The sequence below is a fragment of the Halosolutus amylolyticus genome (assembly GCF_023566055.1).
Taxonomy (GTDB): Archaea; Halobacteriota; Halobacteria; order Halobacteriales; family Natrialbaceae; genus Halosolutus; species Halosolutus amylolyticus.
This window is the reverse complement of the sequence record NZ_JALIQP010000001.1, coordinates 1,055,428-1,070,090: the sequence shown is the minus strand read 5'-3', so window position 1 is coordinate 1,070,090 and position 14,663 is coordinate 1,055,428. Positions and strand designations below refer to the sequence as shown.

Annotated in this window: 13 protein-coding genes and 1 tRNA gene; 7 read left to right on the top strand and 7 right to left on the bottom strand. The window is 66.3% G+C overall.

Annotation, left to right across the window (positions count from 1 at the left end; translation table 11 throughout):
* Window positions 1-55 precede the first annotated feature (55 nt).
* Together MUN73_RS05145 and MUN73_RS05140 are read right to left on the bottom strand one after the other, a co-directional pair.
* Window positions 56-3,589, bottom strand: coding sequence for an Eco57I restriction-modification methylase domain-containing protein (locus MUN73_RS05145; RefSeq protein ID WP_250139362.1), 3,534 nt, complete (start codon window positions 3,587-3,589; stop codon window positions 56-58).
* 363 nt (window positions 3,590-3,952) lie between these two features.
* Window positions 3,953-4,026: transfer RNA gene (locus MUN73_RS05140), tRNA-Val, on the bottom strand.
* 62 nt (window positions 4,027-4,088) lie between these two features.
* Here MUN73_RS05140 and MUN73_RS05135 point away from each other — a divergent pair.
* Both MUN73_RS05135 and MUN73_RS05130 read left to right on the top strand, forming a co-directional pair.
* Window positions 4,089-4,691 (top strand): DUF192 domain-containing protein, encoded by a 603-nt coding sequence (locus tag MUN73_RS05135; protein ID WP_250139361.1) that lies wholly within the window; start codon window positions 4,089-4,091, stop codon window positions 4,689-4,691.
* Window positions 4,692-4,728: 37 nt separating this feature from the next.
* The gene (locus tag MUN73_RS05130; RefSeq protein WP_250139360.1) at window positions 4,729-6,720 is read left to right on the top strand and encodes an ABC transporter ATP-binding protein; all 1,992 of its coding nucleotides are present in this window, start codon (window positions 4,729-4,731) and stop codon (window positions 6,718-6,720) included.
* Window positions 6,721-6,802: 82 nt separating this feature from the next.
* Here the strand turns inward: MUN73_RS05130 and MUN73_RS05125 are convergent, their stop codons facing one another.
* Complete coding sequence (locus MUN73_RS05125) at window positions 6,803-7,147, bottom strand: DUF5789 family protein (RefSeq protein ID WP_250139359.1); 345 nt, start codon at window positions 7,145-7,147, stop codon at window positions 6,803-6,805.
* A gap of 177 nt (window positions 7,148-7,324) precedes the next feature.
* Here MUN73_RS05125 and MUN73_RS05120 point away from each other — a divergent pair, with 177 nt between their 5' ends.
* Complete coding sequence (locus MUN73_RS05120; RefSeq protein WP_250139358.1) at window positions 7,325-8,065, top strand: creatininase family protein; 741 nt, start codon at window positions 7,325-7,327, stop codon at window positions 8,063-8,065.
* Between the two features lie 63 nt (window positions 8,066-8,128).
* Here the strand turns inward: MUN73_RS05120 and MUN73_RS05115 are convergent, their stop codons facing one another.
* Window positions 8,129-8,644, bottom strand: a complete 516-nt coding sequence (locus MUN73_RS05115; RefSeq protein ID WP_250139357.1) for a DUF5790 family protein — start codon at window positions 8,642-8,644, stop codon at window positions 8,129-8,131.
* 291 nt (window positions 8,645-8,935) lie between these two features.
* On the opposite strand from MUN73_RS05115, the gene MUN73_RS05110 reads away from it, so the two are divergent.
* On the top strand, window positions 8,936-9,346 hold the full coding sequence (locus tag MUN73_RS05110) for a DUF2178 domain-containing protein (protein WP_250139356.1): 411 nt from the start codon (window positions 8,936-8,938) through the stop codon (window positions 9,344-9,346).
* Window positions 9,343-9,561 (top strand): helix-turn-helix transcriptional regulator, encoded by a 219-nt coding sequence (locus tag MUN73_RS05105; RefSeq protein ID WP_250139355.1) that lies wholly within the window; start codon window positions 9,343-9,345, stop codon window positions 9,559-9,561. The genes MUN73_RS05110 and MUN73_RS05105 overlap by 4 nt, the downstream gene beginning before the upstream one ends.
* A 21-nt stretch (window positions 9,562-9,582) precedes the next feature.
* Here MUN73_RS05105 and MUN73_RS05100 read toward each other — a convergent pair whose 3' ends face one another.
* Complete coding sequence (locus tag MUN73_RS05100) at window positions 9,583-9,948, bottom strand: dihydroneopterin aldolase family protein (RefSeq protein ID WP_250139354.1); 366 nt, start codon at window positions 9,946-9,948, stop codon at window positions 9,583-9,585.
* A 178-nt stretch (window positions 9,949-10,126) separates the two neighbouring features.
* Here MUN73_RS05100 and azf point away from each other — a divergent pair, with 178 nt between their 5' ends.
* Window positions 10,127-10,870, top strand: coding sequence for an NAD-dependent glucose-6-phosphate dehydrogenase Azf (azf, locus tag MUN73_RS05095; RefSeq protein ID WP_250139353.1), 744 nt, complete (start codon window positions 10,127-10,129; stop codon window positions 10,868-10,870).
* 419 nt (window positions 10,871-11,289) lie between these two features.
* Complete coding sequence (locus MUN73_RS05090; protein ID WP_250139352.1) at window positions 11,290-12,537, top strand: plastocyanin/azurin family copper-binding protein; 1,248 nt, start codon at window positions 11,290-11,292, stop codon at window positions 12,535-12,537.
* A 91-nt stretch (window positions 12,538-12,628) separates the two neighbouring features.
* Here the strand turns inward: MUN73_RS05090 and MUN73_RS05085 are convergent, their stop codons facing one another.
* Both MUN73_RS05085 and MUN73_RS05080 read right to left on the bottom strand, forming a co-directional pair.
* A complete protein-coding gene (locus tag MUN73_RS05085; protein ID WP_250139351.1) occupies window positions 12,629-13,243 on the bottom strand; it encodes a DUF309 domain-containing protein in 615 nt (204 codons plus the stop codon).
* A gap of 275 nt (window positions 13,244-13,518) precedes the next feature.
* Entirely contained in the window at window positions 13,519-14,616 is a 1,098-nt protein-coding gene (locus tag MUN73_RS05080; RefSeq protein WP_250139350.1) for an aminopeptidase, read from the bottom strand.
* Window positions 14,617-14,663: the final 47 nt, after the last annotated feature.

Below are 14,663 nucleotides of genomic sequence, written 5' to 3'. Positions count from 1 at the left end.
TCGGCCACCGGCTCCGTCCGATCGTGACGCCCGAGACATCCTCGATTCACGCCACTCAGGGGAACGGCCCGGCCGACGCGAGGCGATCGTACGTCGTCCCCACCAGGTCGAAGTACGCGTCCGTCATGATCCGTGGGTCGGACACCCGGTGGAAGGAATCGCGGACGACCGCCGCCTCGCGCCGGGAGAGGCCGTAGGCGTGACAGGCCGCCGCGTCGATCTCGGCCTGCAGTTCGGTGCGGCCCCGGCGATCGGTTACCGGGTCGATACCCCCGAGACGGTCACGCATCTCCGCGAACGCCGGGCCGTAACAGTTGAGGCGCGCGGCGCGCTCCGAGATGTACTCGAACCAGTCGTTACTCGCGGTCAGACGCGGCACCTGTGACTCGGTCAGTTTGTACGAGACGAGGTTCTCCTCGATCTTCGTCCGCATCAGGTAGTCGAAGGGGAGACTGTTCAGGAGTCCGAGCGCGACAAACAGTTCGCGATCGGTGAACACGCGCTCGTAGACCGAGTGCAGGGGGGATTCCGAAAGGGCGTCCCGATCGATGTCGAACGTGTACGGGCGGATCGTGTTGAGCCCGTGGTGGCAGACGACCCCCTTCGGAACGACCGCACAGATCATCGTTCGCTCGTTCGTCGAGTTCGTGATGTTCCGGAAGACGAGGCGATACGCGCTGCAGTCGAGTTTGACGTCGTCGAGCGAGAGCGGCCGTCCGCGTTCCCGTTCGAGGAGGGCGTCCACGAACGCCCGCTGTGGCCCCGTTCCGTCGAACGCCTCGTAGAGTGCCTTCTTGAGGCCCAGCTCGGGGTCCCGGGACCGGAGCGCTTTCTCCCGAATTCGGCGTTTGGCGCTTCGCTCCGGGTCGCGGTCTTCGGCGACGCTCCACAGCGTCGGCGACGCCAGGTCCGCGACGACGTCGGGGGAATAGCTGTACTGGTAGACGTTCGATCCGCCGTAGACCGGATACGCGCCCGCCGCTTCGGATTCGACGTAGCGGTCACGGTCCCTGTTGCGATCGAGTTCCCGGTACGGGGTCACCCTCCACCCCGGGGCGTCGTCGGAGAGTGACGGATGGGCAACGAGGCTGCGAAGGACGGCGGCCTGGGTCTCCGATTCGACCAGCGGGAACAGCCCCGCGTTCGGCGAGTACTCGGTCAGGACCGACCGGGGGACAGTGACTGCCGACTCCTCGATGCGCCCGAGCACGTCGAGGTCGCCTTTCCGGTAGATCGACTCGAATCGATCGGTGCGGCTGCCGGTCTCGCAGACGGCGATACCGAACTTGTACCGGCTGTCGACGTCCGGAAAGATGCCTCGGTTCTCGAAGAGGACGACCTGCCGGAGCGACGTCTCCTCGAGCAGGTGCGTACGAAGGTCGGCCCCCGCGGCCCCGACGAAGACGGTTCCCGGGAGGAGTTGGCCGACGTACGACTCGTCGCTCGCCACCTCGAAGACGCGTTCCAGGAACAGCATCGAGAGGTCGTTGTCGGTGCCGACGGCGGTACCGCCGACGTCGGGGTTCTGCAGGACGTACTGCGAACTGCCGTTGAAGTAGGCCGCCCGGGTCGCAAGTCGCTCCTGGTAGGCCGCCCAGCCGTCGGTGACCGCGGGATCGTCCAGGAGTCGCTCCTGGACGGCGTCTTTCTCGGACGGCGATCGGGTTCGAAACCCCTCGTCGAACCTCGCGAAGTACTCCTCGCGGTCGGGTGCGACGACGTCCCAGGGCGGGTTGCCGACGACGACGTCGAAGCCACCCGCGGCGGCCACCGCCGGGAACTCGAGCGGCCAGTGGAACGGGGAGTGATCGGTGAGGTCCGCGCGGGTGACGTCCTCGAGTCCCGCGTCGTGGAAGTCCGCGAGCACCCGCCCGTCGAGTTCGGCGCGTGAGGGAGACGGCCGATCGCCCGCCGCTTCGCGCTCCTCGTTCCCGTCGCCGTCGCCCCCATCGATCGTGGCCGACGCGTCCCCCTCTCGCTCGGCGAGATCGGTGACGCCGACGAGGGCGTTTCCCTGCCGAATGCTGTCATCGATGTCGGGCAGGGCCTCGATCTCCCCCGGCGCGCCCTCGACGTCGGCGACCATCGACAGCCAGAGACGGCGTTTGCAGACCTCGACGGCCCCGTCGTCGACGTCCACGCCGTGGAGGCAGTGGCGAACGATCGCGCGCTTCGCGTGCAACGAGGGGGTGCCGCCGTCGGCATCGATCGTCGCCAGTTCGTCCCGCGTCCGGGGCTCGAGCGCGTCGCCGCGCCCCTCGCGCTCGAGGCGCCGGAAGAACTCGAGACACTGGACGGCGACGTCGAGCAGGACGTCCTGTGCAGCGAGGAGGAACGCGCCGCTCCCGACCGCCGGATCCAGGACCCGCGTCTCCCACAGCACGTCGTGATAGAGCGTCTCGACGTGAGTCGTCGTCACGTGCTCGATCGGAACTGGGGGCGTCGTCGCTCCCCCGTCGACGGTCACATCGGCGTCACTGGCCGCCTCTCCGGTGAAGCCGAACACCTCGTCGATCGACTCGTACGCCGCGTCGACGGCCTCCGAGAGTCGATCGAGGAGGGCGGGATGGATCGTCCGGCGTGCCACGAAGCCGGTGATTTCGTCGGGCGTGTAGTACGCGCCCAGTTCCTTCTGGGTAACCGTCCGCTCGTAAACCCGTCCCAGAATCGCGGGGGTGAGCGTCTTCGGGCCGGCGGCGGCGACCCGCTCGTCGACCGCCCAGTTCCACTCGGAGAGGAACGCGAGCACCTCGTCGAGGAGCGCGTTCGTCTCCGTCGGGGACGAGCCCAGCCCAACGTCGTCGAACGCCCGTTCGACCGACGCCCTGGCGAACAACCCGCCGTCGATGGATGGGAGTCGTCCGAACGCGGGGTCGTGCTCGTCGCCGGCGAGGCAGTCGAAGAGCGGCCGGAAGAACGCCTCGTACCGATCCGTCCCCTCGTCGACGACGGTCGCGGGCCGATCGTGGAGATACCGTTCGGACCCGTCGAGCACCCCCTTCGCCTGGAGGACGGCGAGAAAGAGCAACCGATCGAGGACCACCTGGACGTACCGCCGTTTCGCGTCGCCGCGATCGTCCGGAATCCCCGAGACCGCCTCCACGAGGTCGGTCCGCAGCGCCTCGAACTCCCGGGTAAACTCCTCGACGACCGCGCGCGTGTCGAACAGCGTCTCGGCGAGTCTCGTCGAACCCTCTCCGATCGCGTTGAGTCGTTCGAGGATCGCGTCGGCGCGCTCGGCCTCCCGCCCGAACCCCGATTTCGTGAACGAGAGCGTCCGGATCCCGAATCGACCGTGGCGCTGGTCGGTCCGCCGCCGATCGCGCGCGACGACGGTGAACCGCTCGAAATCGTGGGCCGCGACGAGATTCGTCCGCCGACCGCCCCGGTCGGGACCGAACGCCGTCGCCGACTCGTTCGGTCCGGCCACGACGAGACCGAGCGCCTCGTCGTCGCACCGGCAGGCAAAGCGCGTCCGTTCGCCGGGCGTCGATCGAACCTCGAGACCACGCGCCGCGAACGACTCGGCGATCTCCCGGAGCGAATCCCATCCCCGGACGTCAGCCGCGGTGAGCCGCTGCTGGGTCACGTGTCACTGGACGCGGGGATCGCATATCAACGTGGGGCAACGGTACAGGGGCAGAGAACGACGCTCGCGATCGATGGCCGGTCGGTCGATGTGACGGCCGATTGCGGCGCGGCGGCTACTCGAGCGGGGGAGGGGCTTGTCCGTCGACGATCGCTACGGTAGACGCCGATCGGTGCGCGGGTGGAACCCGATCGAGAGACGACGCGAGGACGATCGGAGCGATCGGCGGCTCGGGCGGAATGGATGGTTCGGGCGGGTTCGAACTACGCCCGAGAACCTGCGCCACGGGCGCAGAACCTCGGTCTAGTTCGAACCGCCACTCGCGTACATTTCTCTGGCTCACGGAGTTGTTCGCCAGAGAAATGGGCTCGGGCGGGTTCGAACCACCGACCTCGGCCTTGTAAAGGCCGCGTCATGACCAGCTAGACCACGAGCCCGCATGCCGACTGAGTCGCCCCGTCCGAATAACCTTTACTTTCTCGCGTGGCAGGTATGCGCCATGGCCCTCGAACGCGTCTGGAAGGGGCTGCTCGTGATCGGAGCCTGTTCGATCGTCCTCGTGCTCCTCGTGCAGGGCGGCGTCGTCTCCGCCCCGTGGAGCCCGGACGAGGGCGAGGTGCGCGTGGTCGACGACGAAGACGACGAGGAACCCAAGGCAGTCGTCGAGGTCGAGGTCGCCGACACGCGGAGCGAGCGCTACACCGGGCTGAGCGATCACGACTCGCTCGAACCGGGGACCGGGATGCTGTTCGTCCACGAACGCGAGGGCGATCGCACGTACGTCATGCGGGAGATGGACTTCGATATCGACATCATCTTCATCGACGCCGATCGGGAGATCACGACGATCGCGCACGCGCGGGCCCCCGAACCCGGCGAGGACGGCGAGGACCTCGAGTATAGCGGGGAGGCGAAGTGGGTTCTCGAGGTGCCACGCGGCTACGCGAACGAGACGGGGATCGAGGTCGGCGACGAGGTCGAGATCGACCTCGAGTCGAACGAGGTGAGCGTCACGGCGGTCGCCCCGTCGGAGCCGCGAGCGGACGCGATCGAGTCGGCCGTGGCCGACCCGATCGGCGAGCAGACGTATTTCGATTCGTAGCAAACCCTTATTGGCCCCGGACCCCGAGGCGGGAGTAATGAGCGGTGTCGACTGGGAGGACGACGACCCGTTCGAGGAACAGCGCGAGGAGATCGAGAACCCGATGAAGCGGCTGTTCGTCGAGTACGGTCGTAACTACGTGTTTCACGCGGTCGTCGGCATCCTCGCGAGCGTCTCCGCTCGCGTGCTGGATCTGCTGCCGCCGATCATGCTGGCGGTGGCACTCGACGCGGTGTTTCGCGACGAAATCGGCTACGCGGAGGCGCTCCCGTTCGGCAGCGAGATCGTCGCACCGTACGTTCCCGGGACGCAACTCGAGCAGTTCTACCTGACCGTCGGCGTCATCGCCGGCGCCTTTTTCCTCGGCGCCGCGTTTCACTGGATTCGCAACTGGGGGTTCAACGCGTTCGCCCAGAACATCCAGCACGACATCCGGACCGACACCTACGACAAGATGCAGCGGCTGAACATGGACTTCTTCGCGGACAAGCAGACCGGGGAGATGATGTCGATCCTCTCGAACGACGTCAACCGCCTCGAGCGATTCCTGAACGACGGGATGAACTCCCTGTTCCGACTGGCGGTGATGGTCGTCGGAATCGGTGCCATCCTCGTCGCGTACAACTGGCAACTGGCGCTGGTGGCCCTTCTCCCGGTGCCGCTGATCGCCGGCTTCACCTACCTGTTCGTCCGGATCATCCAGCCCAAGTACGCCGCCGTCCGCTCGACCGTCGGGAAGGTCAACTCCCGCCTCGAGAACAACCTCGGCGGGATCCAGGTGATCAAATCCAGCACGACCGAGGACTACGAGTCCGATCGGGTCGAGGACGTCTCGCAGGACTACTTCGACGCCAACTGGGACGCCATCGAGACGCGTATCAAGTTCTTCCCGGGACTGCGCGTCCTCGCGGGCATCGGCTTCGTCGTCACGTTCCTCGTCGGCGGCCTGTGGGTCTTCCAGGGGCCGCCCGGTCCCTTCACCGGCACGCTGAGCGAGGGCGAGTTCGTCGTGTTCATCCTCTACACGCAGCGGTTCATCTGGCCGATGGCACAATTCGGGCAGATCATCAACATGTACCAGCGCGCCCGCGCCTCCTCCGCACGGATGTTCGGCCTGATGGACGAACCGAGTCGGGTCGCGGAGACGCCGGACGCCACCGACCTCGAGGTGCGCGAGGGGCGCGTCGAGTACGATCACGTGACGTTCGGCTACGGCGGCCACGAGGGTGTCGACGAGTCGGACGCCGCGGAGACGGACGAAGACGAGGTCATCGTCGAAGACATCGACTTCACCGTCGGAGGCGGCGAGACGCTGGCGCTGGTCGGCCCCACCGGCGCGGGCAAGTCGACGGTCCTCAAACTCCTCCTTCGGATGTACGACGTCGACGAGGGCGCGATCCGGATCGACGGCCAGGACGTCCGCGAGGTCACGCTCGAGAGTCTGCGCGAGTCGATCGGCTACGTCAGCCAGGACACGTTCCTCTTCTACGGCACCGTCGAGGAGAACATCCGCTACGGTACGTTCGAGGCCGATCGCGATGCCGTGATCGAAGCGGCGAAGATGGCCGAGGCACACGACTTCATCCAGAACCTGCCGGAGGGGTACGACACCGAGGTCGGCGAACGCGGCGTCAAACTCTCGGGCGGCCAGCGCCAGCGTATCTCGATCGCCCGCGCGATCCTCAAGGATCCCGACATCCTGATCCTGGACGAGGCCACGAGCGACGTCGACACCGAGACCGAGATGCTCATCCAGCGATCGATCGACGAACTCGCCGCCGATCGAACGACGTTCGCGATCGCACACCGGCTCTCGACGATCAGGGACGCCGACCAGATCGTCGTCCTCGAGGACGGCGAGATCGTCGAACGAGGGACACACGAGGACCTGCTGGCCAACGATGGACTCTACTCGCACCTCTGGGGCGTCCAGGCGGGCGAGATCGACGAGTTACCACAGGAGTTCATCGAGCGCGCCCAGCGCCGCCAGGCGCGGACGGAGGTCGACGCGGACGCCGACGACGACTGAGCCGTCGCTACCGAACAGCGGCGTCACGAAGGCCTCTCGAACTCGATTGCACAGAATCCGTCCAACCCGATCGGTCGGACGCTCAGAACGACTCCTGTTCGCGCTGCCCCTCCTGTTCCGGTGCCCCCTCGTCCTGCCTGTCTTCGCCCGCCGCCGGCGGCGTCCGATCGCTGTAGTTCTTCCGCCCGATCGCGTCGTCGCTGACCATGTTCATGATCGCCTGCTCGACCTCGCCGTAGTCCCGGTACTCGTCCTCGTTCAGGGGCCCGATGAGTTCCTCGAGGGTCATCGTCTCCTCGCCCATGCCGATCCGCTCGTCGCCGTATTCGTCGAGCAGGTCGTCCTGACTGACGGGATACTCCTGACTCTCGAGTTCCGCCTGAAGGTCACCGAGTTCGACGCCGAGTTCGCGATCCTCGTTACTCATGGGAGGATACTGCGCCAGCACACCCAAACAGGTTGGCCCTGCGTACGCACCGTTTCCCGCATCGCCAGGGAGGCCGCTCGATCGGCCCCGATCGAGCCGCTATAGTCGTCGCCGTAACCGGCGACGCCCGACGCGGCCACCGAGAGTTTCATGTCCACACGGTCGGAGGACTCATCCATGGACCTCTCCGATGCGACGTGGACCGACGTGCGCGACGCCGACACCGAACTCGCGGTCGTCCCCGTCGGGAGCACGGAACAGCACGGCCCCCACGCGCCGCTCGGGACCGACGTGATCGGGGCCGAGGCCGTCGCCGACGCCGCCCTCGATCGAACCGATCGCGAGGTCGTCCGGGCACCCGCGATCCCGGTCGGGATCGCCGCGGAACACCGCCAGTTCCCCGGAACGATGTGGGTCTCCGAAGACACGTTCCGGGACTACGTCGGCGAGGCCGTCGAGAGCCTCGCCCACCACGGCCTCGACCGGGTCGTCCTCGTCAACGGCCACGGCGGGAACGTCGACGCCCTGCGGGAGGTCGGGGGGACCCTGATCCGATCGGGAACGGCCTACGCCGTCCCGTTCACGTGGTTCGAGGCCGTCGGCGACCACTCGGCCGACATGGGCCACGGCGGCCCGCTCGAGACGGCACTGTTGCGCCACGTCGACCCGGACCTCGTCCGCGAGGATCGGATCGACGAGGCACGGGCGGGGCGAGCCGACGGCTGGGGAGAATGGACGAGTCACACGAATCTGGCCTACGACGCCGCGGAGTTTACCGACAACGGCGTCGTCGGCGATCCGGCCGACGGCGACGCCCGACGCGGCGAAGAACTGCTCGACCTGGCTGCGGATGCGCTCGTTCGACTCCTCGAGACGATCGCCGAACGCGACGTCGCCCGGCCCGAAGACCGATCGTAGTCCGGGCCTGACGAAGAAAGACGGCTCCCGGATGCCGGCGAAGGGACCGAGACGATCCGGTCGTTACTCTTCTTCCTCTTCTTCCTCTTCCTCCTCTTCCTCCTCTTCCTCCTCTTCCTCCTCTTCCTCCTCTTCCTCCTCTTCCTCCTCTTCCTCCTCTTCCTCCTCTTCCTCCTCTTCCGCGTCGGGTCCGGCGTCCTCCAGCGTACTCCGGAGTGCAGGAATCGTCGACGTGAGGTCGCCGACCTGCTCGCCCGCCGCGGAGATGTCCGTGATGGCGTCCTCGAGATCGCCGATCTCTTCCTCAAGGTCGTCGGCGTCGTCGAAGGCGTCGGCACGCTGGCCCATCGTGAACCACTTCTTGGCGTCCCGGAGGTGGTCCTCGGCGTCGCCGGCGTCCAGCGCGGAGTTGAGTCCGTTGAGCACACCCAGGACGTTGTCCGCGTCGGTCTCCCAGACGTCGTCGGCCGCCGGCAGTGCGTCCCAGGCCTCCGCGAGCGAGGATTCGACGTCCTCGCGCATCTCGTTGGCCGCTTCGCCGAACAGTTCGTCGTCGTCGCCGAGTGTCGCTTGGCTCATGTCACCACGTTCACCGGGACTGGGGTTAAAAGGTAGCCCGAAAGTGAAAGTGAAAATCGGCCGAAGCGAGCCGACATCGGCCGATCGACGGAGAGATTTCGAAAGGCTGGAATCGTCGAGACCCGCGGCGGGAGATCGGTTCGACACCCGCGGGAGGACGGCGAGCGGATAGATTCGGCACGGTACTGCTGGCAACGAACGGACAGGATTAAGTGGGTGTGTAAAGCACACTTTACTGTAAAGCGTCCTTTACGGAACGAGCGCGGTACGACCCTCGAACTCGATACACCCATGACGGAACCTGCAACCGGACTCCTTCGAACCGGCGCACCGGAGACGTACAAACGACTGATGCTCGCCTGTTGCGTATTCGCGGGCGTCGCCCTCGGCGTGGGCTCGGCGCTCCAGCGACCGCTCGTCGCGGTCGGACTCTACGCCGTCGGCATGATCGCCGCCGTGGCGATCCCGTCCGCAACGAGCTACACGCTGTTCGACGAGCGGGACGACACCATCCACAGACGCGCCAGCGGGTTCACACTGACGCTGTTCGGGTGGCTGGCGGCGATCGTGTTCCCGTCGCTCGTCGTCCTTTCGTCGACCCGGTACTTCTCGTGGGGGACCGCGAGCGTCACGCTCGCCTGGACGACGGCCGCCGTCTACGTGACCTACGGCGTCGCGATCGGCTACTACCGTCGCCGATGAAGTGCGACATCCGAGATCGGCGCGAAGAACGCGGCGAGAGCCAGGCCGACCTCGCGGCGGCCGTCGGCGTCTCCCGCCAGACGATCAACGCCATCGAGCGCGATCGGTACGACCCGTCGCTCGAACTCGCGTTCGAACTCGCGGCTCACTTCGACGCCTCGATCGAGGACCTGTTCGATCCCGAACTCGAAGACGACGGTTCCGGCTCCGCGTGACGGGACGAACCGATCGGGGCGCTACTCGCGACCGTGGACCTCCTCCAGTCGCATCAGCGGGTAGCCATCCTCCATCGCCATGCGCGTGACGACCTCGCAGCCCTCGTAGTCGACGACGATCTCGACCTCGAGGAAACGGCCCGTCAGTTCGGTGTAGTCGGCAGGTCCCGCCTCGAGCGCCGCGGCGAGTTCGTCCTCCCGCACGTCGACCGTCACCGTGGTGCAGTGGGGCTGGTTCTCGATCGATTCCCCGATCGCGGTCGCGAGACTGGGCGCGCTCTCGAGCGAGACCGGCGTCCCGGCGAACTGGTGGTAGAGCGTGCCGAACTTGATGCCGGCCTCGAAACAGGCGGCTTCGGCGTCGGTCGGCGTCGAATCGGGCGACATGAGCGAGTTCACGTGCACGACCGGGAAGGGGATTCCGGTCCGCGGCACCGATCGCAAACGGTGGTCCGTCCCCGGATCCCGCTCGGGCGTCGTATCATCCGGGAAACGTATGTCAGCGACGATCGGACCGGCACGGAATCGCACGTTACTTATCGACCCCTGCCTTCACACCGAACGAATGGCACAGTCGGTCCTGCTCACGGGGGCTGCGGGGCGCGTCGGAGAGGCGATTCTCGGCGGTATCGGCGACGAACACGAGTGGCGTCTGATGGATCGCGACCCGCCGACGGAGGACCATCCAGGCGAGTTCGTCGTCGCGGACATCACGAACGAGGACGCCGTCCGCGAGGCGATGGCGGGTATCGACGTCGTGATTCACCTCGCGGGCGACCCGCGACCGGAGGCGCCGTGGGACAGCGTCCTCACGAACAACATCGACGGCACGCAGAAGATTTTCGAGGCCGCCGTCGACGCCGGCGTCGAGAAGGTCGCCTTCGCCTCGTCGAACCACGCCGTCGGGGCCTACGAGACCGAGGAACGCGTCCCCGACATGTACCGCACGCACGACGACTACCTGCTCGACGGCACCGAGTTGCCCCGCCCCGGCAACCTCTACGGCGTCTCGAAGGCCGCCGGCGAAACCCTCGGGCGCTACTACCACGACGAGTACGGCCTCTCGGTCGTCAACGTCCGCATCGGCAACCTCACCGAGGGCCACCCGCCGATCGACTACGAGCGCGGGCAGGCCATGTGGCTCTCCTACCGCGACTGTGCGCACCTGTTCGATCGGTGCATCCGCGCCGATTACGAGTACGAGATCGTCTACGGCATCTCCGACAACGATCGCAAGTACTACTCGATCGATCGGGCCCGCGAGGTGCTGGGCTACGAGCCACAGGACAACTCGGCGCGACACGACTGACGGCGATCGGATTCCGAAATCACGCGAACGGCCCACGAAACGCTCGATGTGGGTAATCTCTCCTCCCGCTATGGGCACGGCATCTCGGCAAGAGACGCCCATCGATCGGGGTGTCTGTACTCGGACGGAGACTGACCGGATTTTTGACGTCGACCGTACGACTGTGGACAGAATCGGGATCGTCCGCCCCATTCCACCAACACGTAGTTACACGGAATTATACGTCAGCGAGCCATTTCGTCTGTAACTCCGAGATATGCTATATATTACCATGGTAGGGGCAACAGGGGTCGGCTCACAATCTGCAGGTGAATAAATATTGGGTAACTGATATTATCGAGATGAAACGATCCCGTCGCTATATTCCTCGGTGAGTGCACGTGTTCGACGCAGGCGGCAGCAACTGGGGGAGTGATACGATGCGATCACCCGAGGCGGAGAGGACCGACGAATCGTTCGACAAATCGATCGCCGGGTGGATCGACTTCGAGCGGCGACCGTTGCTGAAAACGCTGGGCGCAGGGGTCGCTCTCTCGCTGAGCAGTGGTCTCGCAACCGCTCGCGACGATGACGACTCCGGCACAGAGGAGACCGATACTACTGGGTCCGACGCGGCAGGGATCGATCCGCAGTACGGCCTTGCGGTGCCGGACGTCGAGGAACTGCCCGAGACGCTCGACCCGGACCACGAAGTCAGACTCCACACGGTCGAACCGGACGACCCGGAGAACCCGGACCGGCCGCCGTTCTTCCACTTCGATCCGATCGGCATTCACGTGAGTGGGGGTGACGTCGTGCAGTTCACCCCTGAATCGCCCGATCACACGGTTACGGCCTATCATCCCGCACAGGGATTCCAGCAGCGAGTGCCCGACGGGGTCCCGCCGTTCTCGTCGCCGGTGCTCAACCTCGGTAGCGCCTGGCTCTACGAGTTCACCGAACCTGGCGTGTACGACGTGTACTGTGGCCCACACCACGTTCTCGGAATGAGCATGCGAATCGTCGTCGGCGACCTCGCCGAGGAGGACGTGCCGGAGTACGAGGACACGTTCGAGGGGAGCGACGAACCGCCGCTCCTTGCCCCGTTTAGCAAGGCGTTCCTCGAACACGAACTCAACGCGACGACCGAGGGGAACGAGGACTGCGAGTGGGCATGGCTGACACCGCAGGAGATCCTCGACGCCCCCACGCTCGACCCGATGACGATTCGAGATCGAGGAACGGTTCCGTTCGAGGACGTCCTCGCCGAGATCGATCGCTTCGCAGATGAACTCCCGGACCATGACGAAGCCGACGAGACAGCGCCGACCGTTCAGGTCCGCGATCACGCCGAATACGGCGAGATCCTGGTCGACGCGGACGAAATGACGCTGTACATGTTTGATCAGGACACCCAGGGGGCGCCGGAGACTGCCTGCGACGGGGATTGCGCCGATGCCTGGCCGCCGCTCACCGCCGACACGGCCGTCGCTGGTGACGACGTCACGGCAGAGTTAGACACCTTCGAGCGGGCGACCGGCGAGATGCAGGTGATAGCCAACGGCTGGCCGCTGTACGGCTTCGCCCAGGACGACGCTCCGGGAGACGCTCGTGGACAGGGCAGCAACGACATCTGGTGGGTCCTCGGACCCGACGGGACTCCCATCCGGTCCGACGCGAGCGACTAGATCGACGAGCGTCAGTGTCGGCGACGAGCCACGAATCAAGTCGGCGAACGGCGATCGAGACCCGGCGCGACCGACCCGACTGATCGGGCGGTCAGAACAGCCCTTCGACGTCTTTTTCGCGCGATCGGCGGCGATCGACGTGGCCCGTCAACCGCTGGTAGACGAGTCCCCGATGCTCGTCCTCGCGGACGAAATCGAACAGCAGCGTGATGAACCGACTGTCGTCGCCTCCGGCCGTCAGATCGCGTTCCGCGTACGTTCGCGCCCGCTCGATCGGGTCCTCGTCGAATCCAAGTTCCTCCGCGAGAACGATCGCCGCGATCGCGGTCGGTTCGACGCCGAGATCCGCGAGCGTGGGGACCGTTCCCTCGTGTTCGATCGGGATCGGCGGTCGGCGCTCGGCGACCTCGGGATCGGTTGCGATCGTTCCGAGCGCCAATCGGATCGGATCGAGTCCCAGGTCGCGATAGTCCGCCGGCAAGCCGTCGAGGTAGTCCCGACCGCTATTCGCGAGGCCGACGGCACCCGCCCAGTTGCGATCGCGAGCGTGGTAGACGGCGGCGGTGAACTGGATTAGCCCGTGTAACAGGCGCTCGTCGTCGGTTCCGCTCTCGAGATCGAGCCAGTAGTCTTCCCAGGCGTCGTGGGCGGCGTGATAGTACCCGTCGTTGTAGATGGCGACGCCCGCCCGAAGCCGATCGCGCATAGGGGTCGTTGGCTCTCGATCCGAATAAAGAAACGGTGATCGCCGGATACTACCGCCTCCGGCAGGGCGGGCAGACAACTGTGGAAGCGGGGTAGGGGGCGACGAGCAGCGATCGCCCCGACCGGTTACTGGCCGCCACCGGTCATGGCGGTGTCGAGACCGACGGGGGAATCGTCCATTACTATGCGGTCGTTTCGATCGACGAATTCGCACGAGAAGCGGCGTAACCGGTGCTTAACCCGACGATCGGGTGGTCGACGGTCCGTGGCGGGACCTCACTGCTCGAAGTCGTCCTCCCACCGGAACCGACCGTTCCGCTGGACGACCTCGCCGTCGATCTCCAGCTGGGAGCCCTCGCTGACGTCGGTGATCATGTCGACGTGAACGGCGGAGTCGTTGCCCGACTCGCCCTCGGGGAGACAGGCGTCGTAGGCGCGGCCGACGGCGAGGTGGACCGTCTCGCCCATCTTCTCGTCGAAGAGGATGTTGTCCGTGTACCGATCGATCCCGCGGTTCATTCCAATCCCGAGTTCGCCCAGTCGGCGAGCGCCCTCGTCGGTGTCGAGGATGTCGCCGATCACGTCCTCGCCCTGTTCGGCCGCGTAGTCGACGACAGCCCCGTCCTCGAAGGTGAGGTGGACGTCGCGAACCGCCTCGCCGCGCAGCGTCATCGGCACGTCGAACGCGACCTCGCCTTCGGTGGCCGCGGGTGCGGTGAATACCTCGCCGCTCGGCAGGTTGTGCGAGTCGTATGCGACCGAGGCCGCGCTGTTGACCGCCGTTCGATTCTCGATCGACATGGTGAGGTCGGTGTCGTCGGAGACGAGGCGGACCTCCGAGCCCTCGTCGAGTAGTTCCTTCAGTCGGGCCATCTCCGCCGCCAGCGACTCCCAGTCCCGGAGGATGGCGTCGTAGGCGAACTCCTGGTACGCCTCGTAGGCCATGTTCGCCTGCTGGGCGAGCGATCGGGTCGGGTGGATCGTCGAGACCCAGCGCGTGTCGTAGCGCGCCTCGCGGATCTCGGTCCGGGCGCTGCGGTAGGCCTGGCGCGTCTCGCCCGGCACGTCGGCGGTCGCGCTCGTGTTCCGCCCGCCGCCGATCGAGAGGTAGACGTCGCTCTCCTCGAGTAACGCGCGTTCGTGGGCCGGATTCTCGTCGAAGTCGCCCTCGTGCGCCCGGAGATACGCGCGCGTGACCTCGCCGGAACCGTAGGTCGCGAGCAAGTTCGCGCCCCGCTCGCCGAGTTTCTCGGCGACGGCGACGGCGAGTTCGTGGGCGTCGGGCCCCACCGAAAGGACGACGTCGTCCCCTTCCTCGACCCGTGCGCTCCAGTCGACCAGTACTGCCGCGTGTTCGCGAACGCGTTCGTCCATACCGGTGGCTCGCCCGCGAGGTACTAAAACGGTCTCCGATCGATCGC

Coding starts and splice junctions, on each gene's coding strand:
- MUN73_RS05135 (WP_250139361.1), top strand. CDS start 4,089: ATGGCCCTCGAACGCGTCTGGAAGGGGCTGCTCGTGATCGGAGCCTGT.
- MUN73_RS05130 (WP_250139360.1), top strand. CDS start 4,729: ATGAGCGGTGTCGACTGGGAGGACGACGACCCGTTCGAGGAACAGCGC.
- MUN73_RS05125 (WP_250139359.1), bottom strand. CDS start 7,147: ATGAGTAACGAGGATCGCGAACTCGGCGTCGAACTCGGTGACCTTCAG.
- MUN73_RS05120 (WP_250139358.1), top strand. CDS start 7,325: ATGGACCTCTCCGATGCGACGTGGACCGACGTGCGCGACGCCGACACC.
- MUN73_RS05115 (WP_250139357.1), bottom strand. CDS start 8,644: ATGAGCCAAGCGACACTCGGCGACGACGACGAACTGTTCGGCGAAGCG.
- MUN73_RS05110 (WP_250139356.1), top strand. CDS start 8,936: ATGACGGAACCTGCAACCGGACTCCTTCGAACCGGCGCACCGGAGACG.
- MUN73_RS05105 (WP_250139355.1), top strand. CDS start 9,343: ATGAAGTGCGACATCCGAGATCGGCGCGAAGAACGCGGCGAGAGCCAG.
- MUN73_RS05100 (WP_250139354.1), bottom strand. CDS start 9,948: ATGTCGCCCGATTCGACGCCGACCGACGCCGAAGCCGCCTGTTTCGAG.
- azf (WP_250139353.1), top strand. CDS start 10,127: ATGGCACAGTCGGTCCTGCTCACGGGGGCTGCGGGGCGCGTCGGAGAG.
- MUN73_RS05090 (WP_250139352.1), top strand. CDS start 11,290: ATGCGATCACCCGAGGCGGAGAGGACCGACGAATCGTTCGACAAATCG.
- MUN73_RS05085 (WP_250139351.1), bottom strand. CDS start 13,243: ATGCGCGATCGGCTTCGGGCGGGCGTCGCCATCTACAACGACGGGTAC.
- MUN73_RS05080 (WP_250139350.1), bottom strand. CDS start 14,616: ATGGACGAACGCGTTCGCGAACACGCGGCAGTACTGGTCGACTGGAGC.